Source organism: Streptomyces sp. TP-A0874, from assembly GCF_001748085.1.
GTDB lineage: Bacteria > Actinomycetota > Actinomycetes > Streptomycetales > Streptomycetaceae > Streptomyces.
In genome coordinates, this window is the sequence record NZ_BBZK01000007.1 from 67,940 (window position 1) to 92,162 (window position 24,223).

The following is a 24,223-nucleotide window of genomic DNA, read 5'->3' on the forward strand; positions in this document are numbered from 1 at the left end:
ACGCCCCGCTCGCTGATCCGCTCGTTACCGCGCACCAAGTCGTTACTCTCCACCTCTGACACCATGGAGTGCGTGACTCACTCGTACGATGACTCAGTCTCGCAGAAGCTTTTCGAGCGTGCGGCCGCCGTGACGCCGGGTGGCGTGAACTCTCCGGTGCGCGCCTTCGGTGCGGTGGGCGGTACGCCGCGTTTCATGGTCTCCGGCCGCGGCCCCTACCTGACCGACGCCGACGGCCGTGAGTACGTCGACCTGGTCTGTTCCTGGGGTCCGATGATCCTCGGCCACTCGCACCCCGCCGTCGTGGAGGCCGTACAGGCGGCGGTGGGCCGGGGCACCTCCTTCGGCACGCCCGGGGAGGGCGAGGTGGTGCTGGCCGAGGAGATCGTCGACCGGGTGGCGCCGGTGGAGCAGGTGCGGCTGGTCTCCTCCGGGACCGAGGCGACGATGTCGGCGATCCGGCTGGCCCGCGGCTTCACCGGCCGGGCCAAGGTGATCAAGTTCGCCGGGTGCTACCACGGCCACGTCGACGCGCTGCTGGCCGCGGCCGGCTCCGGGGTGGCGACCTTCGCCCTGCCGGACACCCCGGGGGTCACCGGGGCACAGGCCGGGGACACGATCGTGCTGCCGTACAACGACCTGGAGGCGGTACGGACCGCCTTCGCCGCGCACCCGGGCGAGATCGCCTGCGTGATCACCGAGGCATCCCCCGGCAACATGGGCGTGGTGCCGCCGCGGCCCGGCTTCAACGCGGGGCTGAAGGAGCTGTGCTCCGCCGAGGGCGCGCTCTACGTCTCGGACGAGGTGATGACCGGATTCCGGGTCTCCCGGGCCGGCTGGTACGGCCTCGACGGCGTCACTCCGGACCTGCTGACCTTCGGCAAGGTGATGGGCGGTGGCTTCCCCGCCGCCGCCTTCGGCGGTCGCCGAGAGGTGATGGCGCACCTGGCCCCGGCCGGGGCCGTCTACCAGGCCGGCACGCTCTCGGGGAACCCGGTGGCGACGGCTGCCGGGATCGCGCAGCTGCGGCTGCTGGACGACGACGCCTACCGGCGGCTCGACGACACCTCGCGGCAGCTGCGCGCCCTGGTGACCGAGGCGCTGTCGAAGGAGGGGGTGGCCCACCGGGTGCAGACCGCGGGCAACATGTTCTCCGTCTTCTTCACCGACGCCGAGGTCCGGGACTACGCGGGGGCCAAGTCGCAGGAGGCGTTCCGGTTCACCGCCTTCTTCCACGAGATGCTGGCGCAGGGCGTGTACCTGCCGCCGTCCGCCTTCGAGTCGTGGTTCGTCTCCACCGCCCACGACCAGGCGGCGTTGGACCGTATCGCGGCCGCGCTGCCCTCGGCGGCCCGAGCGGCGGCCCAGGCGGAGGAAGGGGCGGTGGCCTGATGGCCGGGGAGAGCGAGCGGCTGAGCGCGGCGGACGCGGCGAGCCCGCAGGAGACGGCCGCGGGCGGCGACGTTTCCGGTGCCGAGGGCGGCGAGACCACGGTGGTGCACCTGCTGCGCCACGGCGAGGTGCACAACCCGGAGGGCGTGCTCTACGGCCGCCGCCCGGGGTACCACCTCTCGGCGCTGGGCCGGCAGATGGCCGAGCGGGTCGCCGAGCACCTGGCGGACCGGGACATCACCCATGTCGTCTCCTCGCCGCTGGAGCGGGCCCAGGAGACGGCGGCGCCGGTCGCCAAGGTGCTTTCGCTGGACATAGCGACCGACGAGCGGCTGATCGAGGCGGCCAACGTCTTCGAGGGCAAGACCTTCGGGGTCGGCGACGGGGCGTTGCGGAAGCCGGCCAACTGGCGGCACCTGACCAACCCCTTCCGCCCCTCCTGGGGTGAACCCTACATTGATCAAGTCGTACGGATGATGGCGGCGCTGAGTGCTGCGCGCGACGCCGCGCGGGGGCACGAGGCGGTGGCGGTCAGTCACCAGCTCCCGATCTGGGTGGTGCGCAGTTTCGTCGAGCGCCGGCGGCTGTGGCACGACCCCCGCAGACGCCAGTGCACCTTGGCGAGCTTGACCAGCTTCACCTACCAGGGGGACCGGATCGTATCGGTCGGCTACACCGAACCCGCTCGGGACCTCGTGCCGGCCCATCTTCTGGCGGGTGCCAAGCCGGTGAAGGGCGCCAAGGGTTTCGGAGCCTGAGCGCTGGGGAGCCTCAGCGTTCGGATACCCGGATGTCTGGGTGTCCGAGTGTTCGGGTGCCCGAGCGTTCGGTAGCCGGGCGTTCGGGTGGCCGGGCGTTCCGGCGCCGGGACGTTCCGGGCCTGACCGGGGGCGCCGCGGGTTCGCGGTCCGCCTCCGTCCGGTGCCGTCGCCTTCCGTGCGCGGGACATGAGCGCCGGACCAGTGCGGATGGGGAACGTTATGCGGGACATCAGTCGACGGGGGCTGCTCGGGATGGGCCTGGGGGCGACGGCGGCCCTCGGGCTCGCCGGCTGCGATTCGGCGTCGGGGAAGGCGTCGGACTCCGGCACCCCGGGCGGTCCCCCGCGGAAGGACGAGCCGGGCGGCGGGCCGAGCCGGGAGCCGGAGGACAAACCGATCGGCGACGGGTCGACGGCGGACACGGGGAAGCAGCCGCACCAGCCGGAGCCCGAGCGGCTGGAGCCGGGGCAGACTCCGCCGCAGTTCGTGGTCTTCTCCTGGGACGGGGCCGGTGAGGTCGGCAACGGTCTCTTCCCCCGCTTCCGGAAACTGGCCAAGGACCACGGGGCGGCCATGACCTTCTTCCTCTCCGGGCTGTACCTCCTGCCGGAGAGCAAGAAGGACCAGTACCGACCGCCGAACAACCCGGTGGGCGCCTCCGACATCGGCTACCTCACCGACGAGCACATCCGGGTCACCCTGGAGAACATCCGGCTGGCCTGGCTGGACGGCCATGAGATAGGCACCCACTTCAACGGCCACTTCTGCGCCGGCAGCGGCTCGGTGGCCAACTGGAGCCCGGCCCAGTGGCGCTCGGAGATAGACCAGGCGATGTCCTTCGTCACCGAGTGGCGTACGAACACCGGTTTCGACGATCTCGACCCGCTGCCCTTCGACTACCGCAAGGAGCTGGTCGGCGGCCGGACCCCCTGTCTGCTCGGTCAGGACGGCCTGCTGCCGACCGCGAGGAAGCTGGGGTGGCGGTACGACGCCAGCTCCCCCGGGGGCCTCCAGGTCTGGCCGTCGAAGAAGCAGGGCCTCTGGGACCTCCCGCTCCAGCAGATACCCTTCCCGGGCCGCAGCTTCGAGGTCCTCTCCATGGACTACAACATGCTGGCCAACCAGTCCCGGAACGCCACCCAGAGCGACCCCGCCAACTACCCGGGGTGGAAGAAGCAGGCGACCGAGGCGTACGTCCAGGGCTTCCAGCGCGCCTACGAGACGAACCGGGCCCCCTACTACATCGGCAACCACTTCGAGGAGTGGAACGGCGGCATATACATGGACGCCGTCGAGGAGGCGCTCAAGCACATCGCCGACGAGCAGCACGGTGACGTGCGCCTGGTCTCCTTCCGGCAGTACGTGGACTGGCTGGACGCCCAGGACCCGGCCGTGCTGGAGAAGCTGCGGAGCCTGGGGGTGGGGGAGCGGCCCCCGGGCGGCTGGCGGAACTGGCTGAAAGCGTCCACCGAGGAGGGCGCCGGCGGGAGCTGACCGGGCTCGACGCCCTTCGCCGAGCCGGCGGTGACGGCTGCGTCCGTGACCGTCCGGCCCAGGCCGGGGGCCTCAGGCGGGGCCGCGGAACACGAGGGCCTTTCCGTCACTTGGTGTGGATTGCCATAATCCACACCAAGTGACGGAAAGGCCCTCAGCCGTTGCCGGGGCCCTCGGGCGCTGCCGCCCGGCGCCTCCCTCGCAGGGCGTCCGGCGGCTCCTGCGTCCCTTCGCACTGCGGATTCAGCAGCCCCTGGATCTACGCGGTTTCGGCGACAACTGGGGAATCTATTGACCATTTGCGCAGCGAGTGCCATCCTCTCGCGATGAACGCGTAATAACCATCTCATCTTGTTACGCGGTACGGATAGCAGGTGGAGCAAGCGCGCCTGCCTCAGCGTCTGAGACGGGAGTCCCAATGTCCGACGAAGAGACCGTCCTGCTGGATCCGCCCGAACTTGATTCCGCACCGGTCGGCGAAGAACTCCACCGGGCGGACTACCTCCTGCTCGCCGTGCTCGGGGTCCTGCTGCCGGCGCTCCTGCTGATCGGGGGATGGCTGTGAGACGCCCGCAAGGATCGATCAGGATCCGGAAGTCCAGCCTCCCGATACCACTCGGCGAGCGGGACTGGAACGGCTTCGTGCTGGGCGCGGTCTGTGCGACCGCCGGCATCGCGACATGGTCCTTCGTCGTCGGTGGCGCCTCGGCCTTCTACCTCAACGCCAAGATGGGCGCGGCGGCCATGCTCGCCGGTGGCCTGATCGGCCAGTTGCTCGTCACCCTGGCCACCGTTCCGCCCAGCACCAAGCACGGGATCGAGACCGTCATCTCGACCAAGCCGCAACTCGGCACCCGCGGCAGCTACATCGCGCTGTTCATGCAGTACGCCACGGCACTGGGCTGGAACGCCGTGTTGATGATCTTCTTCGGACGGTCGGCCGCGTCGGTCCTGGTGATCACCGGGCTGATCGACTCCTCGGCGCGGTCCACCGCCGCGACGGCTCTCTCCGCGGCCGGCGTCGTGCTGGTCTGGGTGATGGTCAGCCGGGGCGCCAGCTCCCTGCAGAAGGCCGGGCCGGTCATCGCCATCACCATCTCGCTGATGTCGGTCTACCTGCTGGTCGTGCTGTTCCGCGCGCACGGCTTCAACGAGATCTTCTCCGCCGCGCCCCTGGACCCCGCTCCGAGCCGACTGCTCAACTACACCTCGGTCATCGAGCTGCTCATCGTGAGCACCTGGGGCTGGTGGTCGTACATGGGCGGAATGGTCCGCATGGTCAACACCGGGCGGAAGGCGGTGCTGCCCTCCATGCTCGGCCTGGGCGTGGCGTGGGTGGTGGTCGCCATCGTGAGCCTCTACTCCTCGCTGGTCACCGGTGAGCCGGACCCGACGGTCTGGGCCCCCGAGATAGCCGGCCAGTTCGGCGGCGTCGTCGTGCTGCTCTTCGTGGCCTTCGCCAACATCGGCTCCACCCTGGTGGGGGCCTACGTCGCGACGCTGGGTGTCTCGCAGATCCCGCAGGTGAGCAGCCGGATGAGCTGGCGGGTGGTGGCGGCCGTCGTCCTGTCGCCGATGCTCCTGGTCGTCCTCTTCTTCGCCACCGAGTTCTTCGAGAACGTGGACCGGTTCATGGCCTTCATCGGGCTGATGATCGCCCCGGTCGTCGGCGTCCAGATCGCCGACTGGTACCTGCTGGGGCGCCGGAAGACGATGCGGGTCTCCGGCCTCTACCGTCACAACCGGTCGTCCTGTTACTGGTACCTGGGCGGCTTCAACCCCGCGGGTGTCATCGCGCTCGTCCTCGGAAGCGTGACATACCAGCTGCTGCTGAACCCGGTCACCTACGAGCCCAGGTCGCCGCTGTTCAAGTACCTGACGGCGTCCCTGCCGGCCGTGCTGGTGGCGGCCGTGGTCTACACACTGCTGTCCCTGCTGTGGCGCGGGCGCCTGGACCGCTCCGAGGCGGAGCAGGAGCCCCCGGCCGAACCGGCCGAGACACCGGTCGGTCCGCGGCCCTGACCCGCCCGCCGGTCACCGCACCCGAAGCACGGTACGGCGCTCACCCCGAGCCGGCCGTGCGCCCACCGAGCGCATCGCTGCCGCCCAGCGCTCCACACCGGACAACCACGGTCAGCGCTGGCAGCTGTTCGAACCCGTCGCGCCTGCTCCGTACCGTCTGCCCCGCTCCGTACGGCCTGCTCGGGCGAACGCGCCCTGCTCGGGCGGAAGCATCCGGGCAGGGCGGGTGCGGGGAGGCCTCCCTGAGCAAGGGGAGGGGGACGGCCTCCGCTGCTACTCGCTGACCGCGGGCGAGGAGCCGTTCTCGACGTTCGGGTAGACGTAGGACACCTTGTGCATCTTGAGCTCCTGGAAGGTCTCGGCGTCCAGCACGCCGTCCACCGCCGGCAGCCGCTGGGAGAGCAGGCGCCACAGGTGGTCCCGGTCCCGGCAGACGAACTGCACGTAGAGGTCGGCCCGGCCGGTGCACGACGAGATGTAGGTGATCTCGTCCCAGGTCGCGAGCTCGTCGACGACCGACTGCTGCCGGCCGAGCTCCACCTTGAGCAGGGTGAAGGCGAGGACGCTGTAACCGAGCTTGAAGGGGTCGGCGATCGCGGCGATGGTCAGCACACCCGCTGACTGCAGCCGGCCGACGCGCCCTCTCACCGTGCCCTCGGAGACCCCCAGCTTCCGGGCGATCTCCCGGTAGGAGGTGCGGCCGTTGAGCTGCAGCAAGCTCAATATCCTGCTGTCGGTCGAGTCCAGGGGGGTCTCGTCGCCCTCCGGCGCGGCTTCATCGTCCGCGTTGCCTTTTGTCCATCTCACAAGCGCGATCTTAGCGAATCCCGGCGTGCCGCTGCGCGATGCGTAAAAGCCGGGGGCTCCGACGACGGCGGGCCTGACCGGATCCTCCGGTCAGGCCCGCCGACTGCGGTGAGGCGCAGGTTTCCCGTCAGTGCACCGGGGTCCCGGTCAGGGCACCAGGATCCCGCGGCCCACCAGCTGCCCCGAGTCGAGGTCGTCGATCGCCCGCTGGACGTCGGCGAGGTCGTAGACCTGGGTGTGGAGGGAGACCCGGCCCTCGGCGGTGAGCGTCATCAGCTCCACCAGGTCGTTGTAGGTGCCGACGAGGTTGCCGATCACGTTGATCTCGCGGGAGATGAGCTCCAGTGTGGGCAGCCGCACCTCCCCGCCGTATCCGATCGTGTAGTAGTGGCCCCGGTTCCGCAGCAGCTGCGGACCGGTCCGCTCCGTCCCGTGCTCGCCCACGAAGTCGAAGACCACGTCGGCGCCGCCCTTGGTGATGTCGGCGACCTGTTCGAGCACCGCCTCCTCGGAGGTGGACCGCACGACCTCGTGCGCACCGAGGCTGCCGGCCAGTTCCAGGGCGCTCTCGGAGCGGTCGACCACGGTGATCCGGGAGGCCGTCAGCGCCGCCAGCACCTGGATCCCGATGTGGCCGAGCCCCCCGGCCCCGACGACGACGGCGTGGCTGCCGGGGGCCAGCAGCGGCACGGCCTTCCGTACGGCGTGGTAGGCCGTGAGGCCGGCGTCCGCCAGGGCGGCCACGTCGCGGGGGGCCAGGCCCTCGTCGAGTTTCACGACGGCGCGGGCGTTGCTCAGCATGTACTCGGCCATCCCGCCGTCGACGTTGAGCCCGGGGAAGGTCGCGTTCTCGCAGTGGGAGTCCTCACCGATCCGGCACGGCGAGCAGAGCCCGCAGGTGACGAGCGGATGCAGGATGACGGCGTCGCCCACCGCGACGTTGGTCACCGCGCTTCCGACCTCCCTGACCCAGCCCGCGTTCTCGTGCCCGAGCACGTACGGCAGTTCCGGCTGCTGGATGCTCTCCCACTGCCCTTCCAGGATGTGCAGGTCGGTGCGGCAGAGACCGGCCGCGCCGATCTCGACCAGGACGTCCCAGGGGCCGCTGACCCCGGGCTCCGGGATGTCGTCCAGCTGGGGCCGTGCACCGTACTCGTGAACCCGTACCGCTTTCACCACAGACCTCCTTCGGAGTGCGGCGGACCCGTCCGGCGCGGCGCGTTTCGCGCCGAACCCCCCGACTCGGTGTCGAGCGGTCGAGCCACCTCACTGATTGACCTATGCGTAGACGATAGGGCACCATGACCGAAACTTGCATAGCCCAGTGGAGCTTTTTCTACGCATCGCGTACCAGAGTGAGGACTGTGCCGTGGTAACCCTCGAAGCGATCCGCCAGAAGTACAACCTTCCCTCCGACGAGGAGATCCTGGACGGACTGGACCGTGGCCACACACTGCCGGCTGAGCTGTACTTCGCCCCCGAGGTGCACGAGCTGGAAGAGGAGAAGATCTTCTCGAGGTCGTGGCTGTACGCGTGTCACGAGTCGGTGCTCGCCAAGCCCGGCGACTACACCGTCACCCAGGCCGGCAACACGCCGATCATCATCACCCGGGGCAAGGACGGTGAGCTGCGCGGTTTCGTGAACGTCTGCCGGCACCGGCTCCACTCCCTGGCCGAAGGCAGTGGGAACAAACCGCTGCTGCAGTGCCCGTACCACGGGTGGACCTACGGGCTCGACGGACAGCTGCGGTCCGCGCCGCGGTCCGACCGGGAACCGGGCTTCGACTGCTCGACGATCTCGCTGGCCGCGGTCTCGGTCGAGCAGTGGGACCAGTGGGTGTTCGTCAACCCCGACCCCCACGCGGAGCCGCTGCACAGCGTCACCGAGGAGATCCGGTCCCGCACCGACCAGCTCAACGCCGACCTCAAGGACTACCGGTTCGAGGTGCGTTACGAGTACACCATGGACTGCAACTGGAAGATCTGGGCGGAGAACGCGGTCGAGTGCTACCACTGCCCGACGCTCCACCGCACCAGTTTCGGCAAGACCTACGAGGTCGGCCCGAGCGACTACAACCTGGACTCCGGAGACCACACGATCTGGCACGACGGGCCCATCAAGTGGCTCCCGAACGGGGTCGACCCGGCCGGACTCAAGGGCTTCCGGTTCGCCTTCACCTTCCCCTCCTCCTTCTTCGCGCTCGACGACTACGTCGGCTTCATCGGCACCATCGTGCCGCTGGGGTACGAGCGCTCCTTCGCCTACGTCGACATGTACTCCAAGCCGGGATCGGACCCGGCGGTGGTCAAGGAGTGGCTGGAGATGTGGGACCAGACCCTGATCGAGGACCAGCAGGCCACCGAGGTGCAGCAGGTCGGCTACCGGTCGCGCCGGGTGCCCACCGGCCGGCTGATGCTCGACAGCGAGAGCCCGCTGCAGGCGTTCATGAAGCGCGCCTACGCCAGCCTCGCCTCCTGACCCGGCTCGGACGAGAACAAGGAGCTGACATGGCTGTAATCGCAGTCGACCTGGGCAAGTGCCAGGGGTACGCCAACTGCGTCGTGGCGGCGCCGCACGTGTTCGACCTCAGCGAGGCGGGCAAGGTCGAGATACTCGTCGACGGTGTGGACCCCGCCGACCGGGAGGCGGTCACCGACGCGATCGCCGCGTGCCCGGCCGGAGCCCTGCGGTTGGAGGAGTCATAGCCCCCCGCAGGGTCGCCGTGGTCGGCGCCTCCCTCGCCGGACTGCGCACCGTGGAGGCCCTGCGCAGGCACGGGTTCGAAGGAAGCCTGACCCTGGTGGGCGACGAACCGCACCTGCCCTACGAGCGCCCGCCGCTCTCCAAGGAGGTGCTGACCGGCGCCGCCGAGGCCGGTGTCACCCGGCTCACCAGCCGGTCGGCGCTCGAGGAGGACCTGGCGGTCGACCTGCGGCTGGGCCGGTCGGCGGTCGGGCTGGATCCCGCCGCGGGCCTGCTGCGGCTGGCCGGCCGGGGCGACCGGGCGGCCGAGGCGGAGACGGTCGGCTTCGACGCGCTCGTGGTGGCCACCGGGGCCCGGGCGCGCCAACCGTTCGCGGAGCCGCCGCCCGGCGTTCTGACACTGCGCACCCTCGACGACGCGCTGGCGGTCCGGGACCGGCTCCGGAGCGCCGAGAACGTCGTGGTCGTCGGCGCCGGGTTCGTCGGCCTGGAGGTGGCTTCCGCGGCGCGTTCGCTGGGGCTGCCGGTGACCGTCGTCGAGGCCGCCCGGACACCGCTCTCCAGGAGCATCGGCGCCGAGGCCGCGTCGGGGGTCATGGCCCTGGTGCGGGAGAACGGTGTCACGGTCCACTGCGGTCGGACCGTCCGGGCCTTCACCGGCTCTCCGCAGCTGACCGGTGTGGTCCTGGACGACGGGGCGACGCTCCGGGCTGATCTGGCCGTGGTGGGCGTCGGCGCCCAGCCCAACACCGAGTGGCTCGAGGGCTCCGGACTCCTCCTCTCACCCGCGGGGCTCTGCTGCGCCGCCGACGGCCGGGCCGACGACGCCGGCCGGATCTGGGGTGTGGGGGACGCCGTCGCGTGGCGGCGGGCCGACGGCGGCGGCTACAGCCGCCACGAACACTGGACCTCCGCCTGTGACCAGGCCCAGTTGGTGGCCCGCAACCTGCTCGACGGAGGCCGGCGCGGGCTGACCGCGGCCCCCTACGTGTGGTCCGACCAGTTCGGCCAGCGGCTCAGCATCGTCGGTGAGACCGACCGGTACGACGAGGTGCGGGAGGTCCCCCGGGACGGCGGGCGGCCCGCGGTCCTCTACGCCCGTGACGGGCGGCTGGTCGGGGCCTTCGTCTTCGGGCAGCAGCGCCTGGCCATGCTGTGCCGAAGGTGGGTCGCTGCCGCCGCGCCCGTCCACGAGGTACCGGGATGGGAGCAGGGCGCTCGTGCCGTGACCGAGGGGGCGGGGGTCCCCGCCGACGCCGGCTGACCGGCCGGAGGCGTGCACCCGGGCCCAGAGGTGGCAACATCTCAGCGACGGTGTCCACCAGGCGGGGGCCCAAACGAGGCGGCGCGGCGCGTCGTTGGAGCGGGCCGGTTGGTACCGTCGGCCACGGATTCCGCGAACCGGGAGAAGTCGCACAAAAGGAGCGGTAGATGATTTTCATCACGGTGAAGTTCAAGGTGCGGCCGGAGCACCGGGACGGCTGGCTCTCGCGGGTGGAGGAGTTCACCCGGGCCACCCGCGCCGAGGCCGGCAACCTCTGGTTCGAGTGGTCGCGCAGCGTCGACGACCCCGACGAGTTCGTACTGGTGGAGGCGTTCCGCGACGCTCGGGCCGGCGAGGAGCACGTGAAGTCCGAGCACTTCCGGAAGGGCCTGGAGACGATGCGCGAGGCGCTGAGCGAGACGCCGCGCATCATCAACTGCGAGATCCCCGGCGACGACTGGTCGCGGATGGGCGAGCTGGAGATCTCGGACCAGGCGTAGTCCCGACCGGCGCGCCGACCGCCGCCGTACCGCCCGCGGGCCGCCGGCACGGAGCACCTCCCCCGTGCCGGTCCCGGCCCGCCGGGCAGGACCCGGCGGCGGGCCGGCGCCGAAACGGCCCTCCGCCCGGGGCGCGCGGAGGACCGAGGGGGCCCTGAAGATCGGCGAAACGGGCATGCGAAACTTTTCACATGAGTGCCTGCCGAGACTCTCGACGCCGGTCCGTCCGCTTCCGTACGGCTCTCCTCGCCGCCGGGGCCGCGGTGGCCGCACTGACGCTGTCCGCCTGCGGCGGCGGGGAGACCGCCGGCGGCTCCGCGGACACCCGGTTCGTCACCGGCCCGGGAGGCATCGACACCGTCCCCAGGAAGAACCGGCAGGCCGCACCGGACCTCTCCGGCGAGACGATCGACGGGAAGCAGCTCAACCTCGCCGACTACCGGGGCAAAGTGGTGCTGGTGAACGTCTGGGGCTCCTGGTGCGCCCCCTGCCGCGCCGAGATGCCGCACCTGGTCAAGGTCGCCAACGAGACCGAGGATCAGGGCGTCCAGTTCGTCGGCATCAACGCCCGGGACCCGAACCTCGCACCGGCCGTGAAGTTCCAGAAGGAGTACGAGGTTCCGTACCCGAGCCTCTACGACCCGGTCGGCAAACTGATGCTGCGCTTCCCCAAGGGCAGCCTCAACCCCAAGGCCATCCCCTCCACCCTCGTCATCGACCGGGACGGGAAGATCGCGGCCAGAGCCCTCACCGCGCTCGGCGAGGATGAGCTGCACGACATGCTCGACCCGCTCATCGCGGAGAAGTGATCTGAAGTGCCCCACCTCGCCGCCGCCTCCGCCGTGAACGAGACCGTGCTCACCGGCGCCCTGCTGCTGGCCCTGCCGGTGGCCCTCCTCGGCGGACTGGTCTCCTTCTTCTCGCCCTGTGTACTGCCGCTCGTCCCCGGCTACCTCTCCTACGTCACCGGCGTCAGCGGCACCGACCTGGCCGAGGCGAGGCGGGGCCGGATGGCGGCGGGCGCCTCGCTCTTCGTGCTCGGGTTCACCGCCGTCTTCGTCTCCTACGGCGCGCTGTTCGGGAACTTCGGCCTCACCCTCGAAGAACACAAGGCCACCATCTCCAAGGTGCTGGGCGGGCTCACGATCCTGCTCGGCCTGGCCTTCATGGGGATCCTCGGCGGCATCACCCAGCGGGAACTCCGCTTCCACCGCAGGCCCGTGGTGGGCCTGGCCGGGGCACCGCTGCTGGGCGTACTCTTCGCCATCGGCTGGACCCCCTGCATCGGCCCCACGCTCGGGGCGGTCAACGCCCTCGCCTTCAACGAGGCGAGCGCCGGGCGCGGCGCGCTGCTCACCGTGGCCTACTGCGTCGGCCTGGGGGTGCCCTTCATCCTCGCCGCCGTCGCCTTCCGGCGGGCGCTGGGCGCCTTCGCCTGGGTCAAGAGGCACTATGTGTGGGTGATGCGAGCAGGCGGGCTGATGCTGGTCGTGGTCGGCCTGCTGCTCGTCACGGGGGTGTGGGACCGCATGATCGCCCACCTCCAGGTCTGGTCCGCCACCTTCACTCCGGGGCTGTGAACATGTCCGAGACCGGTACGAACACCGAGATAGACCCGAGCGCGACGGAGTCCGCCGAGGGTCGGGCCGAGGGGCCGGACACCGAGCCGCCCGGCGGCTCGGCGGCCGCCCGGCTCTCCACCGCCCCGGCCGACTCGATCAACGTCCCGGCCCTCGGGCTCCTGGGGTGGGCCCGCTGGTCCTGGCGGCAGCTCACCTCGATGCGGGTCGCCCTGATCCTGCTCTTCCTGCTGTCGCTGGGCGCGATCCCCGGCTCGCTGATCCCGCAGAGCGGCGTCAGCCCGATGAAGGTCGAGGAGTTCCGGCAGGCACACCAGACCCTGGCGCCGATCTACGACAGGCTCGGGCTGTTCCACGTCTACAGCTCCGTCTGGTACTCGGCGATCTACATCCTGCTGTTCGTCTCGCTGATCGGGTGCATCGTCCCCCGCGGCTGGCAGCTGACCAGGCAGCTCCGCGGCCGGCCACCGGCCGCCCCGCGCCGGCTGGGCCGGCTGCCGGCGTACACCAGCTGGCGCACCGGGGCGGCGCCCGAGGAGGTGCTGGGCGCGGCCCACCGGCTGCTCGGCCGGAGCCGCTTCCGGACCCACCGCAGCGGGGACGCCGTCGCCGCGGAGAAGGGCTATCTGCGGGAGGTGGGCAACCTCCTCTTCCACATCGCGCTGATCGTGATCCTGGTCGCCTTCGCGGTGGGGCAGCTGTGGAAGTCGGAGGGCGGCAAGCTCGTGGTGGAGGGGGACGGCTTCTCCAACACCCTCATCCAGTACGACGAGTTCAGCTCCGGCACGCTCTTCGACAGCGACGGGCTGGCCCCCTTCGGCTTCGCCCTGGACGGCTTCGACGCCACCTTCGAACGGACCGGCCCGCAGAAGGGCACCCCGCGCACCTTCCGCGCCCGCGCCACCTACTGGGAGGGCGCCTCAGGGGAGGAGCGGAAGACCGTCATCGAGGTGAACAAGCCGCTGGAGGTCGCCGGGAACAAGGTCTACCTGGTCGGTCACGGCTACGCGCCGGTCGTCACCGTCCGGGACGGGCAGGGCGACATCGCCTACCAGGGGCCGACCCCGTTCCTGCCCCAGGGGGACACCGGCTTCACCTCGGTCGGTGTGATCAAGGTGCCCGACTACCGGGACAAGGAGGGCAAGAAGAACCAGCTCGGATTCCAGGGGCGCTTCCTGCCCACCTTCGCCCTCGACGAGGTGCGCGGCCCACACTCCTCCTTCCCCGCCCTCGACTACCCGGTCCTGGCGATCAACGCCTACCGCGGCGATCTGGGCATCGACTCCGGTGTGCCGCAGAGCGTCTACCAGCTCGAGACCGAGAAGATGAAGCAGTTCAAGGACGCCGAGGGCGAGCCCTTCCGGAAGTTCCTGCGCCCCGGTGAGAGCGCCGAGCTGCCGAACGGCGCCGGCAGCATCGAGTTCGAGGGGGTCAAGACCTGGGCCACCTTCCAGGTCTCCCACCAGCCCGCCAACGGGTTGGCGCTCGTCGGCGCGGTCGCGGCGCTGGCCGGTCTCGCCGGCTCGCTGTTCATCCAGCGCCGCCGGGTATGGGTCCGGGCGAGCCGGGGGGCCGACGGCGAGACCCTCGTCGAACTCGCCGGCCTCGGGCGGAGTGAGTCGCCGAAGCTTCCGGAGGAGCTGGCCGATCTCGCCGTGGCCCTCCGGGCGGAGGCGCCCGTCAGCGGGGCCGCCGGGGAGCCGGCGGCCGAGGAAGGGTCCGAAGCGGAGGCCGACGACCCGGCAACGAAGCATCCGGACCCCGAGCCCGAAGAGGCCGCGGGTCCGGACAATCAGGGCAATGATCCTGCTGATCCTGTCGAAGGAGCGCGCGCGTGAACCTCGCTGCGGCGGCCAACGAGAACATGGCCTACATCAGCAATGTGCTGATCTATTCGGCGATGGCGGTCTATACGCTCGCCTTTATCGCGCACATGGCGGAGTGGGTGCTGGGCAGCCGCAGCAAGGTCGGCCGCACGGCCGCGGCGCTGACCGCCTCCGACGGGACCGGCGACGCCGGCCGGACCGAGACCGTGGAGATCTCCGGTGGCAAGGGCGGGACGACCGTCCTGGAGCGGCCGAAGGTCGTCACCCGCGGTGGCTCCGGCAGCCGTGACGTACCGGACGGACCGGGGGCGGCCGGCAGCGACGCCGGCGGCGACATGTCCGGCAGGATCGCCATCTCCCTGACCGTGCTGGCCTTCGCCATCCACGCCGCCGGTGTGCTGGCCCGAGCCCTGTCGGTGCAACGGGCGCCGTGGGGCAACATGTACGAGTTCTCCACCACCTTCTCGATGGTCGCCGTCGGGGCCTACGTGGTGGGGCTGGCGCTCCGTAAGAATGTCCGCTGGCTGGGGCTGCCCCTGGTCACCACCGTCCTGCTCGACCTGGGGCTGGCCGTCTCCGTGTTCTACACCGAGAGCGACCAGTTGGTTCCCGCGCTCGACTCGTACTGGCTCTACATCCACGTCTCCTGCGCGATCATCTCCGGCGCGGTGCTCTACCTCGGAGCCGTCGCCACACTGCTCTACCTCTTCCGCGACCGCTACGAGGCCAAGCTCGCCGCCGCCGACGGGCCGCAGCCGGGGGCCTTCGCCACATCGGTTCTGGAACGGCTGCCCTCGGCCGCGACGTTGGACAAGTTCGCCTACCGGATCAACGCCGCGGTCTTCCCACTGTGGACCTTCACGCTCATCGCCGGTGCCATCTGGGCCGAGGCGGCCTGGGGCCGCTACTGGGGCTGGGACCCCAAGGAGGTCTGGACTTTCATCACCTGGGTCGCGTACGCCTGCTACCTGCACGCCCGGGCCACCGCCGGCTGGCGCGGCCGGAAGGCCGCCTACCTGGCGCTCGTCGCCTTCGCCTGCTTCCTCTTCAACTACTACGGGGTCAACCTCTTCGTGGACGGCCTGCACTCCTACGCCTGAGCCGCCTGCGGCGGTCGGGTACGCCTGAGCGGCCTGCGGCGGTCGGGTACGCCTGGCCGCCGCCGGCGGTCAAAGCGGCGCGGCCCTCGGACCGGGCCGCGAAGGCTCCCGCTCGCGCTGCCGGACCGGCAGCGGACGCGCCCTCACCGACCCGGCCCAGCGCACGCGAGTGGCCGCCGCCCCCTTCCGGGGACGGCGGCCACTCGCCTGTGCTGTCTTCCGCGGCACCGGGGGCCCGGGGCCGCGCGCGTCCCGCAGGCGGCGCGGGCCTCGGAGGCGGCGCCGTCAGGATCCGCCGGGACGCCTCACTCGCTGTCCTTGTCCTTCTTGTCGTCGTCCAGCGACCGGAGGAAGTCCGGGTTGTCATCGGGCGCCACCCACCGGCCGTGCCCCCCGCCGAACCCGCCGGCCGGAACGGCGCGGCGCGGCCGACCGGCCATGAGCCAGGCGAGGGATCCGAAGAGCATGTAGCCGAAGAGCACGATGATCAGTACCCAGATGGGCTTGGGAAGGTTGCGGACCTCGTCCTCAGGAGTGTTGAGGCAGTCGATGAACGCATAGATCCACAGCGCCAGGACCAGCAAGAACGGCAGATACCTGAGCATGGCGGAACGAGCCCCCAGAAAACGGGTGAGGGGGGCCTGGACGGCCCCGGTGACGCCTCCAGGGTACGGGTTGTCGGATACTGGGGCGCATGGCTTACGACGATCTTCGCTCGCTGCTGCGGGCGCTGGAACGCGACGGCGACCTGAAGCGGATCAAAGCGGAGGTCGATCCGCATCTGGAGGTCGGCGAGATCGTCGACCGGGTGAACAAGGCCGGCGGCCCGGCGCTCCTCTTCGAGAACGTCAAGGGCTCCGCCATGCCGTTGGCGATGAACGTCTTCGGCACCGACCGGCGACTCCTCAAGTCCCTCGGTCTGGAGAGCTACGAGGACATCACCGAGAAGATCGGAAGCCTGCTCAAACCCGAACTGCCGCAAGGCTTCGTCGGGATGCGGGAGGCCTTCGGCAAACTCGGCAGCGTGGCCCACCTCCCGCCGAAGAAGGTCAAGGCCGCTCCCGTGCAGGAGGTCGTCCGCACCGGGGACGAGGTCGACCTGGAGGAACTGCCGGCGCTGTTCACCTGGCCCGGCGACGGGGGCTCCTTCTTCAACCTCGGCCTGACGCACACCAAGCACCCCGAGACCGGGGTCCGCAACCTCGGGCTCTACCGGCTGCAACGGCACGACCGGCGCACCATCGGCATGCACTGGCAGATCCACAAGGACAGCCGGAACCACTACCAGGTGGCGGCCCGGCGGGGGGAGAAGCTCCCGATCGCGATCGCCTTCGGCTGTCCGCCGGCGGTGACCTACGCCTCCACCGCGCCGCTGCCCGGCGACATCGACGAGTACCTCTTCGCCGGCTTCGTGGCCGGCCGGCGCGTGGAGATGGTGGACTGCAAGACCGTGCCGCTCCAGGTCCCGGCCAACGCCGAGGTGGTGCTTGAGGGCTGGCTGGAGCCGGGGCGGACGCTGCCGGAGGGGCCGTTCGGTGACCACACCGGCTTCTACACGCCGCAGGAGGACTTCCCGGCGCTGACCATCGACTGCGTCACGATGCGCCGCCGCCCGCTGCTCCAGTCGATCGTCGTCGGCCGGCCGCCGACCGAGGACGGTCCGCTCGGCCGCGCGACGGAGCGGTTCTTCCTCCCGCTGCTCAAGATCATCGTTCCGGACATCGTGGACTACCACCTGCCGGAGGCCGGCGGCTTCCACAACTGCGCCATCGTCTCGATCGACAAGAAGTACCCCAAGCACGCGCAGAAGGTCATGCACGCCATCTGGGGGGCGCACATGATGTCGCTCACCAAGCTGATCGTGGTCGTCGACGCCGACTGCGACGTGCACGATCTGCACGAGGTCGCGTGGCGGGCGCTGGGCAACACCGACTACAGCCGTGACCTCACCGTGGTCGAGGGCCCGGTGGACCACCTCGACCACGCCTCGTACCAGCAGTTCTGGGGCGGCAAGGCCGGGATCGACGCCACGCGGAAACTGCCGGGGGAGGGTTACACGCGAGACGGCGGCTGGCCGGAGATGATCGAGTCCGATCCGGAGATCTCCGCCCGGGTCACCGAACGATGGAAGGAGTACGGCTTGTGAGCGCGGACTCCGCGACCTCGGACGTCTTCGGACCCGAACCCGCGCGGCCCGGACGGGTCCGGGCGTTCCTGCGGCTGGTGATGATCGAGCACTCGGTCTTCGCGCTGCCGTTCGCCTACATCGCCGCGCTGACCGCCATGTTCCTTCAGGACGGCACCGTCCACTGGTGGGAACTCCTCCTGGTCACCGTGGCGATGGTCGGGCTGCGCACCTTCGCGATGGCGTGCAACCGCATCATCGACCGCGAACTCGACGCACGGAACCCGCGCACCGCGGGCCGCGAGCTGGTGACCGGGGCGATGTCGGTACGGGCCGCCTGGACGGGGGCGCTCATCGCGGTGGTCGTCTTCCTGGGCGCCGCCGCACTGCTCAACCCGCTCTGCCTGGCGCTCTCCCCGCTCGCGGTGGTGCCGATGGTGGTCTACCCCTACGGCAAGCGCTTCACCGACTACCCGCACGCCATCCTCGGGCTGGCCCAGGCGATCGGACCGGTCGGCGCCTGGCTGGCCGTCACCGGCAGCTGGTCGTGGGAGGCGGTGATCCTCGGCACCGCCGTGGGCGTCTGGATCGGTGGCTTCGACCTGATCTTCGGCTGCCAGGACGTCGCCGCGGACCGCTCCCAGGGCGTCCGCTCGGTCCCGGCCCGCTTCGGGATCGCGGCGGCCCTGCACGGTGCGCGCGCCTGCCATGTCGTCACCACCGGGCTGCTGGCCTGGTACGGGGTGGCCACCGGTGCGGGCGGCTTCTTCTGGACCGGGCTGCTGATCGTCGCCGCCGCCTTCTGCTACGAGCACTCGATCGTCCGGCCGCACGACCTCTCGCGCCTGAACCGGGCCTTCTTCACGGTCAACGGCGTGATCGGCTGCGTCCTCTTCCTCTTCGCCCTGCTGGACCTCACCGCGCGCGGCCTCGGCGGCTGAGGCGCCGGTACCCCTTCGCCGGTCAGCCGATGATCGTGGCCGGCCGCCCGGCACCGGGCGCCGGGCGGCGGCGGAGCAGCACGGCGGCCAGTACCCCGCCGAGGAGACCGAAGAGGTGGCCCTGCCAGCTGACTGAGCCCTCGGTGGGGAGCACCCCCCACAGGATCGAGCCGTAGAGCGCGGCCACCACGAGCCCGACGATGACGTCGGTTATGACCCGGTCGACGAAGCCGCGGACCAGGAGGTAGCCGAAGAGGCCGAAGACCACGATCGAGGCGCCCGCGGTGACCGAACCGGCCGGCGCGGTCAGCCAGACGCCGAGGCCGCCGACGACGATGATGATGCCGACGACGGCGAGGAAGCGGCCCGTGCCGCGGAGCGCGGCGAGGAAACCGAGGACCAGCAGCGGCAGGCTGTTGGCCGCGACGTGGTCGAAGCCGAAGTGCAGGAAGGCGGCGGGTATCACGTCCCGGAGCTCGCCGACCTCCCGCGGGGAGACGCCGTAGGTGTCCAGGGCGTGCCCGGTCACGGCGTCGATGACCTCAAGCAGCCAGAGCAGCGCCACCCAGCCGACCATGAGCAGCCCGGCGGACCTGGCCCGCTCCAGCCCGCCGTCCGCACGCGGGACGGCGCGCTGCTCCCAGGGGCGTCCGGCGGACGAACCGTATGACATGGCGCCTCCTGGCAAGGGTGACTCTCAGCGGGCGGCTCTCAACGGGAGAACGGTCGGCACCCGGTGCCGGGTTCCGTACCGGGGACGGGGATAGGCTCCAGACGTGCAGCCGCCCAAACCGCAACCTCCGCCGCAGGCCGCCCCAGAAGCGGACGAGAACGCGATCCCGGTCACCGAGGCGGGTACCGGAACCGGGGAGCGCCGCCCGTGGGTGGTGGGGGTCTCCGGAGCTTCCGGCACGCCGTACGCCGCCGCGGTGCTGCGCGCGCTGCTGCACGCCGGCGAGGCCGTGGACCTGGTGGTGAGCCGGGCCTCCCGACTCACCCTGCTGGACGAGACGGGCCTGCCCTTCCGGGACGCCCACTGGTCCGCGGACCTCAGGGCCTGGCTGGCCCGCGGGGCCGACGGCACCCCGGACTACTTCGCGGGGACGCTGCCCGAGCTGTCCGGGGTGCGGCACTGGTCGCCGGGTGACCTGGCGGCCGGGCCGTCATCCGGCTCCTACCCGGCCAAGGGCATGTTGATCGTCCCGGCGAGCACGGCCGCGGTGGCCGGGGTGGCGCTGGGGTTGTCCAAGGACCTGCTGCAGCGGGTGGCGAGCGTGACCCTGAAGGAGCGCAGAAGGCTGGTGGTGGCGGTGCGGGAGACCCCGCTGGCCGGGCAGACGCTGCGGCACCTGGTGGCACTGGACGAGGCGGGCGCCGTGGTGGTGCCCGCCTCGCCGGCGTTCTACGCGGGAGCGACGCATATCCAGGACCTGGTCGACTTCGTCGCCGGAAGGGTGCTGGACGCGGCGGGGGTGCCGCAGAAGCTCTACCGCGGATGGGAGGGGGAGCTCGGTGGGGGCTCGCGGCGGGCGTCCGACCGAGCTCGGGGGGAAGAGCGCTGGGGTTAGCGCTTCGCGCCGGGCCGGCGGCGGAAGATCCGACCGGTGGTGCGGGGGTTGGAGACGGTCCGGTGGGCACGCGAGCGGGCCGCCAGCTCGCGCAGCTCATGCATGCGGGCCTGGGCCATCTCGATCGTGTACACGGTGAGGTTCCTCCTGAAAAGTTTATGACTTACGGCTGATCGCTTGATCGAGTGAAAGATTCGCAGGTATCTTCCCCTGCACACCTTTGATTCTATACGTAAACCTGTGAGATGGCTAAACGTCAGAAGGGCCACGCTTATGGACGCGGTGGACAGGCAGCTCATCCAGGCTCTCCGGGCGAACGGCCGGGCCTCGTACGCGGAGCTCGGACGGCTCGTCGGGCTGTCCGGGCCGAGCGTCACCGATCGCATCAACCGGCTGGAGTCCGCCGGTGTGATCACCGGCTACCGGGCGACCGTGGACGCGGCCTCACTCGGCCTCGGGGTGACCGCGCTGATCGGCCTCCAGCTGTCGGACTCCACCGACCACGAGGACGTGGCGCACAGGCTCCGCGACCTCAAGGAAATCGAGGACTGCTGGTTCATCAACGGCGAGGACTCGTACATGCTCAAGGTGCGGGTGCCCAACATGCCCGGCCTGGAGCGCACCATCCGACGCCTCTCCGGCATCAAGGGCATCTCGCGCACCCGTACCACCATCGTGCTCTCCGCCAAGTGGGAGGACCGGGTGGGTGAACTGCCTGCGGAGACCCCTTGAGGCGCCGGCGGACCGTACGGGGACGTCGGACACGTCCTGAGGGCGAGCCGTCCCGGCGGTGGGCCGAGCGGTACGCTCGGGGAGGCTCGACAAGCAGACAAATGGGAGGCGGCCGGATGGACGCGGGGCTCAAGCGCGAGCTGGAGGAGAAGGTCCGCACCGGGGAACGGCTGACCCGTGAGGACGGCGTCGCGCTCTACGAGAGCGACGACCTCGCCTGGCTGGGCGGCCTCGCCCACGGCGTGCGCAGGCGGAAGAACGGCGACGTCGTCCACTTCAACGTCAACCGCCACCTGAACATGACGAACGTCTGCACCGCCTCCTGCGCGTACTGCTCGTTCCAGCGGAAGCCGGGCGAGAAGGACGCCTACACGATGCGCATCGAGGAGGCCGTCCGCCTCGCCAAGGCCATGGAGGGCGAGAACCTCACCGAACTGCACATCGTCAACGGCCTCCATCCGACCCTGCCCTGGCGCTACTACCCGCGCTCCCTCAAGGCGCTCAAGGAGGCGCTGCCGGAGACCGTCTCGCTGAAGGCGTTCACCGCCACCGAGATCCACCACTTCGAGACCATCTCCGGCATGGACGCCTCCGAGATCCTGGACGAGCTGATCGACGCCGGGCTGGAGTCGCTCACCGGCGGCGGCGCGGAGATCTTCGACTGGGAGGTGCGGCAGCACATCGTCGACCACGCCACCCACTGGGAGGACTGGTCGCGCATCCACCGGCTGGCCCACCAGAAGGGCCTCAAGACGCCCTGCACCATGCTCTACGGGCACATCGAGGAGCCCAGGCACCGGGTGGACCACGTACTGCGGCTGCGTGAGCTGCAGGACGAGACCGGGGGGTTCCAGGTCTTCATCCCGCTGCGCTACCAGCACGACTTCGTGGACATGAAGGACGGCAAGGTCCGAAACCGGCTCCAGGCGCGCACCACGATGGCGACCGGGGCGGAGGCGCTGAAGACCTTCGCCGTCTCCCGACTGCTGTTCGACAACGTGCCCCACGTGAAGGTCTTCTGGGTGATGCACGGTCTCCAGACCGCCCAGCTCGCGCTCCAGCACGGGGCGGACGACATGGACGGCTCGGTGGTGGAGTACAAGATCACGCACGACGCGGACAACTTCGGCACCCCGGACAAGCTCACCCGGGAGGACCTCCTGGAACTGATCCGTGACGCGGGCTTCCAGCCGGTCGAGCGGAACACCCGCTACGAGATCATCAACGAGTACCCCGGTCCGGACCCGGACCGCCGGGAGCAGCCGCAGGCCATGCGGGTCTGAACCGCGATGCGGGGCCGTTCGGGCTACCCGGGGCGTACGGCCGGCCGAGCCGGGTACCGCGCGCTCCATGGCGCGAGCGGAGTCACGACCTGATGCGGAGAGCGGTTACGACGCCCGGCCCTTCGTACCCCCGGGGGCTGACCTGTCGGCGCTCCGGGCCGCCGCGGCCGACTGCCACGGCTGCCCGTTGCACCGCGCCGCGACCCAGACCGTGTTCGGGCGGGGGAGCGCCGACGCCCGGGTGGTGCTCGTCGGTGAACAGCCCGGAGACCAGGAGGACCGGCGCGGTGAGCCGTTCGTCGGACCCGCCGGGCGGGTGCTCGACGAGGCGCTGGAGCAGGTCGGCATCGACCCGGGACAGACCTACGTCACCAACGCCGTCAAGCACTTCAAGTTCGAGCACCGTGCGGAGCGCGGGAAACGGCGTATCCACAAACCGCCGACCCTCCGGGAGATGGGCGCCTGCCGGCCGTGGCTGGACGCGGAGTTGGCGGTCCTCGACCCGGAAGTGATCGTGGCGCTCGGCGCGACCGCGGGCAAGGCGCTGCTCGGGTCCGGGTTCCGGGTGACGGAGCAGCGAGGCCGACCGATGCCGTTCGCCGCGCCGGTCGTCGGCGGGGACCCGGCCGGTACGGAGACCGCCTGGGAGGGGGTGCTGGTGGCCACCATCCACCCCTCCGCCGTGCTCCGCGCGGACGACCGGGAGGCGGTGCGCGCCGGGCTCGTCGACGATCTGCGGGTGGCGGCGGAGGCGTTGGACTGAGCCGGTGTCCGCTTCCGAGCCGTCCTTGCCCCGGGGATTGTGTAATAGCTAACCTGCCCTTGTGGCTATTACGTATCAACTGAACCCCCCGGTCGGTGAGCGGCTCCGCCAGGAGATCTGCAGCCTGTGGGCGGATGTCACCAACGCCGGAGGGGCCGTGGGGTTCGTGCCCCCGGTGACCGCCGAAACCGTGCGGCCGGCGCTGCTGCGGCAACTCGCCGCCATGACCACGGGCGACAGCCAGCTGCTGGTCGGGACCGAAGAGGACGGCAGCGTCGTCGCGACCGCCTTCCTCGTGCCCAACAGCTCGCCACTGATGCGGCACTGGTGGTCGGTGTACACCGTCATGGTCCACCCCTCCCAGCAGGGGCAGGGGACCGGCCGGCAGCTGATGGCGGCGGTCGCCGCCGAGGCGCGCCACCAAGGGCTCCGGGCGGTCCGGCTCACCTGCCGCGGCGGGCTCGGACTGGAAGACTTCTACGCCGCCTGCGGCTACAAGGAGGTCGGCCGGGTGCCCGGGGCGATCAAGGTCGCCGAAGACGACTACCGCGACGACATCACCATGTGGCTGCCGCTCCACTGACCTCGCGGACGGGCCCGCTCGGCGCTGTGCTTCACTGGGAGGGGACCCTTTCGGCCGATGTTGAGAAGAAGGTCTGTCCGTGACTAGCAAGAAGTACGCCACGATCCGCTACACCGCGCTGCGGCTCGGCGTCTTCGTCGGCTGCCTCGCCGTCCTGGTGCTGATCCTCTCCCTGCGGGTGCTGCCCTCCGGCTTCGAAGACCCCGACCCGCTGCTGGTGGTGATGGCCGCGCTGCTGCTCTCCGGGCCGCTGAGCTGGGTGCTGCTCCGCCGGGAGCGGGGCGAGATGTCCGTCCAGATAGTCGAGCGGGTGGAGCGGGCGAAGAGCCGACTCTCCGCCGCCCAGGGTGAAGAGGACGCCGCGGTGGACGCGGCCAAGGCGGCGGACACCGCCAAGTGAGCGGCTGAGGCCGGAGCCGGTGCTGTGACCGGGGAGGCCCACCGGCCCGCGCCACCCTTGCCGAAGACGACGCGCCCAACGGCAGGAGCTCCGCTCACCGCGGCCACGGTGAGCGGAGCTCCTTGGGTACTGCTAGATCGACCGCGATCGGCCGACCCGGTGATCCGTCGGATCAGGCCGGGGTGACGTTCTCGGCCTGCGGGCCCTTCGGACCCTGGGTGACGTCGAAGTTAACGGTCTGGTTCTCCTCGAGAGAGCGGAAACCAGTCGCGTTGATCGCGGAGTAGTGGACGAAGACATCGGGGCCGCCGCCGTCCTGGGCGATGAAGCCGAAGCCCTTCTCAGCGTTGAACCACTTGACGGTTCCGGTAGCCATAA

The 24,223-nt window shown here is 70.6% G+C and carries 27 protein-coding genes; 21 read left to right on the forward strand and 6 right to left on the reverse strand.

The features are described 5' to 3' along the window. Positions 1 to 63: 63 nt before the first annotated feature. The 5 genes from hemL (at position 64) to BGP73_RS12550 (ending at position 5,669) form a co-directional block, all read left to right on the forward strand. Positions 64 to 1,392: a glutamate-1-semialdehyde 2,1-aminomutase gene (hemL, locus tag BGP73_RS12535; RefSeq protein WP_069814412.1), complete on the forward strand. Its 1,329-nt coding sequence runs from the start codon at positions 64 to 66 to the stop codon at positions 1,390 to 1,392. Continuing rightward, positions 1,392 to 2,150 (forward strand): histidine phosphatase family protein, encoded by a 759-nt coding sequence (locus BGP73_RS12540; protein ID WP_079127480.1) that lies wholly within the window; start codon positions 1,392 to 1,394, stop codon positions 2,148 to 2,150. The genes hemL and BGP73_RS12540 overlap by 1 nt, the downstream gene beginning before the upstream one ends. 222 nt (positions 2,151 to 2,372) lie before the next feature. Further along, positions 2,373 to 3,647, forward strand: coding sequence for a hypothetical protein (locus tag BGP73_RS12545; RefSeq protein WP_069814413.1), 1,275 nt, complete (start codon positions 2,373 to 2,375; stop codon positions 3,645 to 3,647). A gap of 418 nt (positions 3,648 to 4,065) precedes the next feature. Beyond that, positions 4,066 to 4,212, forward strand: a complete 147-nt coding sequence (locus BGP73_RS23100) for a hypothetical protein (protein WP_170837827.1) — start codon at positions 4,066 to 4,068, stop codon at positions 4,210 to 4,212. Next, on the forward strand, positions 4,209 to 5,669 hold the full coding sequence (locus BGP73_RS12550) for a cytosine permease (RefSeq protein WP_069814414.1): 1,461 nt from the start codon (positions 4,209 to 4,211) through the stop codon (positions 5,667 to 5,669). The genes BGP73_RS23100 and BGP73_RS12550 overlap by 4 nt, the downstream gene beginning before the upstream one ends. Before the next feature lie 273 nt (positions 5,670 to 5,942). On the opposite strand, the gene BGP73_RS12555 is transcribed toward BGP73_RS12550, so the two are convergent. Both BGP73_RS12555 and BGP73_RS12560 read right to left on the reverse strand, forming a co-directional pair. Further along, positions 5,943 to 6,476, reverse strand: coding sequence for an Lrp/AsnC family transcriptional regulator (locus BGP73_RS12555; protein ID WP_069814415.1), 534 nt, complete (start codon positions 6,474 to 6,476; stop codon positions 5,943 to 5,945). A gap of 147 nt (positions 6,477 to 6,623) precedes the next feature. Next, entirely contained in the window at positions 6,624 to 7,652 is a 1,029-nt protein-coding gene (locus BGP73_RS12560; RefSeq protein ID WP_069814416.1) for an NAD(P)-dependent alcohol dehydrogenase, read from the reverse strand. A gap of 193 nt (positions 7,653 to 7,845) precedes the next feature. Here BGP73_RS12560 and BGP73_RS12565 point away from each other — a divergent pair, with 193 nt between their 5' ends. The 8 genes from BGP73_RS12565 to ccsB all read left to right on the forward strand — a co-directional run bounded on the left by BGP73_RS12565 (position 7,846) and on the right by ccsB (position 15,450). Next, positions 7,846 to 8,955, forward strand: coding sequence for an aromatic ring-hydroxylating oxygenase subunit alpha (locus tag BGP73_RS12565; protein WP_069814417.1), 1,110 nt, complete (start codon positions 7,846 to 7,848; stop codon positions 8,953 to 8,955). A gap of 29 nt (positions 8,956 to 8,984) precedes the next feature. Further along, positions 8,985 to 9,182 (forward strand): ferredoxin, encoded by a 198-nt coding sequence (locus tag BGP73_RS12570; RefSeq protein ID WP_069814418.1) that lies wholly within the window; start codon positions 8,985 to 8,987, stop codon positions 9,180 to 9,182. Between the two features lie 17 nt (positions 9,183 to 9,199). Beyond that, a complete protein-coding gene (locus BGP73_RS12575; protein ID WP_212732809.1) occupies positions 9,200 to 10,444 on the forward strand; it encodes an NAD(P)/FAD-dependent oxidoreductase in 1,245 nt (414 codons plus the stop codon). A gap of 167 nt (positions 10,445 to 10,611) precedes the next feature. Beyond that, the gene (locus BGP73_RS12580; RefSeq protein WP_069814419.1) at positions 10,612 to 10,944 is read left to right on the forward strand and encodes a putative quinol monooxygenase; all 333 of its coding nucleotides are present in this window, start codon (positions 10,612 to 10,614) and stop codon (positions 10,942 to 10,944) included. A 191-nt stretch (positions 10,945 to 11,135) separates the two neighbouring features. Further along, a complete protein-coding gene (locus tag BGP73_RS12585) occupies positions 11,136 to 11,753 on the forward strand; it encodes a TlpA family protein disulfide reductase (protein ID WP_069814420.1) in 618 nt (205 codons plus the stop codon). Between the two features lie 6 nt (positions 11,754 to 11,759). After that, entirely contained in the window at positions 11,760 to 12,524 is a 765-nt protein-coding gene (locus BGP73_RS12590) for a cytochrome c biogenesis CcdA family protein (RefSeq protein WP_069814421.1), read from the forward strand. A gap of 2 nt (positions 12,525 to 12,526) precedes the next feature. Further along, positions 12,527 to 14,362: a cytochrome c biogenesis protein ResB gene (gene resB / locus BGP73_RS12595; protein ID WP_069814422.1), complete on the forward strand. Its 1,836-nt coding sequence runs from the start codon at positions 12,527 to 12,529 to the stop codon at positions 14,360 to 14,362. Next, on the forward strand, positions 14,359 to 15,450 hold the full coding sequence (gene ccsB / locus BGP73_RS12600; RefSeq protein WP_069814423.1) for a c-type cytochrome biogenesis protein CcsB: 1,092 nt from the start codon (positions 14,359 to 14,361) through the stop codon (positions 15,448 to 15,450). The genes resB and ccsB overlap by 4 nt, the downstream gene beginning before the upstream one ends. A gap of 305 nt (positions 15,451 to 15,755) precedes the next feature. On the opposite strand, the gene BGP73_RS12605 is transcribed toward ccsB, so the two are convergent. Next, complete coding sequence (locus BGP73_RS12605; RefSeq protein WP_069814424.1) at positions 15,756 to 16,055, reverse strand: PLDc N-terminal domain-containing protein; 300 nt, start codon at positions 16,053 to 16,055, stop codon at positions 15,756 to 15,758. Between the two features lie 89 nt (positions 16,056 to 16,144). On the opposite strand from BGP73_RS12605, the gene BGP73_RS12610 reads away from it, so the two are divergent. Together BGP73_RS12610 and mqnP are read left to right on the forward strand one after the other, a co-directional pair. Next, positions 16,145 to 17,596: a menaquinone biosynthesis decarboxylase gene (locus BGP73_RS12610; RefSeq protein WP_069814425.1), complete on the forward strand. Its 1,452-nt coding sequence runs from the start codon at positions 16,145 to 16,147 to the stop codon at positions 17,594 to 17,596. Beyond that, positions 17,593 to 18,516 (forward strand): menaquinone biosynthesis prenyltransferase MqnP, encoded by a 924-nt coding sequence (mqnP, locus tag BGP73_RS12615; RefSeq protein WP_069814426.1) that lies wholly within the window; start codon positions 17,593 to 17,595, stop codon positions 18,514 to 18,516. The genes BGP73_RS12610 and mqnP overlap by 4 nt, the downstream gene beginning before the upstream one ends. A 22-nt stretch (positions 18,517 to 18,538) precedes the next feature. Here mqnP and BGP73_RS12620 read toward each other — a convergent pair whose 3' ends face one another. Further along, complete coding sequence (locus BGP73_RS12620) at positions 18,539 to 19,093, reverse strand: rhomboid family intramembrane serine protease (RefSeq protein ID WP_069814776.1); 555 nt, start codon at positions 19,091 to 19,093, stop codon at positions 18,539 to 18,541. 259 nt (positions 19,094 to 19,352) lie between these two features. Here BGP73_RS12620 and BGP73_RS12625 point away from each other — a divergent pair, with 259 nt between their 5' ends. Then, positions 19,353 to 20,084 (forward strand): UbiX family flavin prenyltransferase, encoded by a 732-nt coding sequence (locus BGP73_RS12625; RefSeq protein ID WP_069814778.1) that lies wholly within the window; start codon positions 19,353 to 19,355, stop codon positions 20,082 to 20,084. Here the strand turns inward: BGP73_RS12625 and BGP73_RS23105 are convergent. Beyond that, on the reverse strand, positions 20,081 to 20,218 hold the full coding sequence (locus BGP73_RS23105) for a hypothetical protein (RefSeq protein ID WP_170837825.1): 138 nt from the start codon (positions 20,216 to 20,218) through the stop codon (positions 20,081 to 20,083). The two genes, BGP73_RS12625 and BGP73_RS23105, sit on opposite strands and share 4 nt — an antisense overlap. A gap of 139 nt (positions 20,219 to 20,357) precedes the next feature. On the opposite strand from BGP73_RS23105, the gene BGP73_RS12630 reads away from it, so the two are divergent. From BGP73_RS12630 to BGP73_RS12650, 5 genes are all read left to right on the forward strand, one after another. Further along, on the forward strand, positions 20,358 to 20,816 hold the full coding sequence (locus BGP73_RS12630) for an Lrp/AsnC family transcriptional regulator (protein ID WP_069814427.1): 459 nt from the start codon (positions 20,358 to 20,360) through the stop codon (positions 20,814 to 20,816). Positions 20,817 to 20,932: 116 nt separating this feature from the next. Next, the gene (mqnE, locus tag BGP73_RS12635; RefSeq protein ID WP_069814779.1) at positions 20,933 to 22,099 is read left to right on the forward strand and encodes an aminofutalosine synthase MqnE; all 1,167 of its coding nucleotides are present in this window, start codon (positions 20,933 to 20,935) and stop codon (positions 22,097 to 22,099) included. A 67-nt stretch (positions 22,100 to 22,166) separates the two neighbouring features. Further along, positions 22,167 to 22,862, forward strand: a complete 696-nt coding sequence (locus BGP73_RS12640; RefSeq protein ID WP_069814428.1) for a UdgX family uracil-DNA binding protein — start codon at positions 22,167 to 22,169, stop codon at positions 22,860 to 22,862. Between the two features lie 61 nt (positions 22,863 to 22,923). Continuing rightward, on the forward strand, positions 22,924 to 23,445 hold the full coding sequence (locus BGP73_RS12645; RefSeq protein ID WP_069814429.1) for a GNAT family N-acetyltransferase: 522 nt from the start codon (positions 22,924 to 22,926) through the stop codon (positions 23,443 to 23,445). Positions 23,446 to 23,524: 79 nt separating this feature from the next. Beyond that, the gene (locus tag BGP73_RS12650; RefSeq protein WP_244501183.1) at positions 23,525 to 23,845 is read left to right on the forward strand and encodes a DUF4229 domain-containing protein; all 321 of its coding nucleotides are present in this window, start codon (positions 23,525 to 23,527) and stop codon (positions 23,843 to 23,845) included. A gap of 172 nt (positions 23,846 to 24,017) precedes the next feature. Here BGP73_RS12650 and BGP73_RS12655 read toward each other — a convergent pair whose 3' ends face one another. Then, positions 24,018 to 24,221 (reverse strand): cold-shock protein, encoded by a 204-nt coding sequence (locus BGP73_RS12655; protein ID WP_069814431.1) that lies wholly within the window; start codon positions 24,219 to 24,221, stop codon positions 24,018 to 24,020. Positions 24,222 to 24,223: the final 2 nt, after the last annotated feature.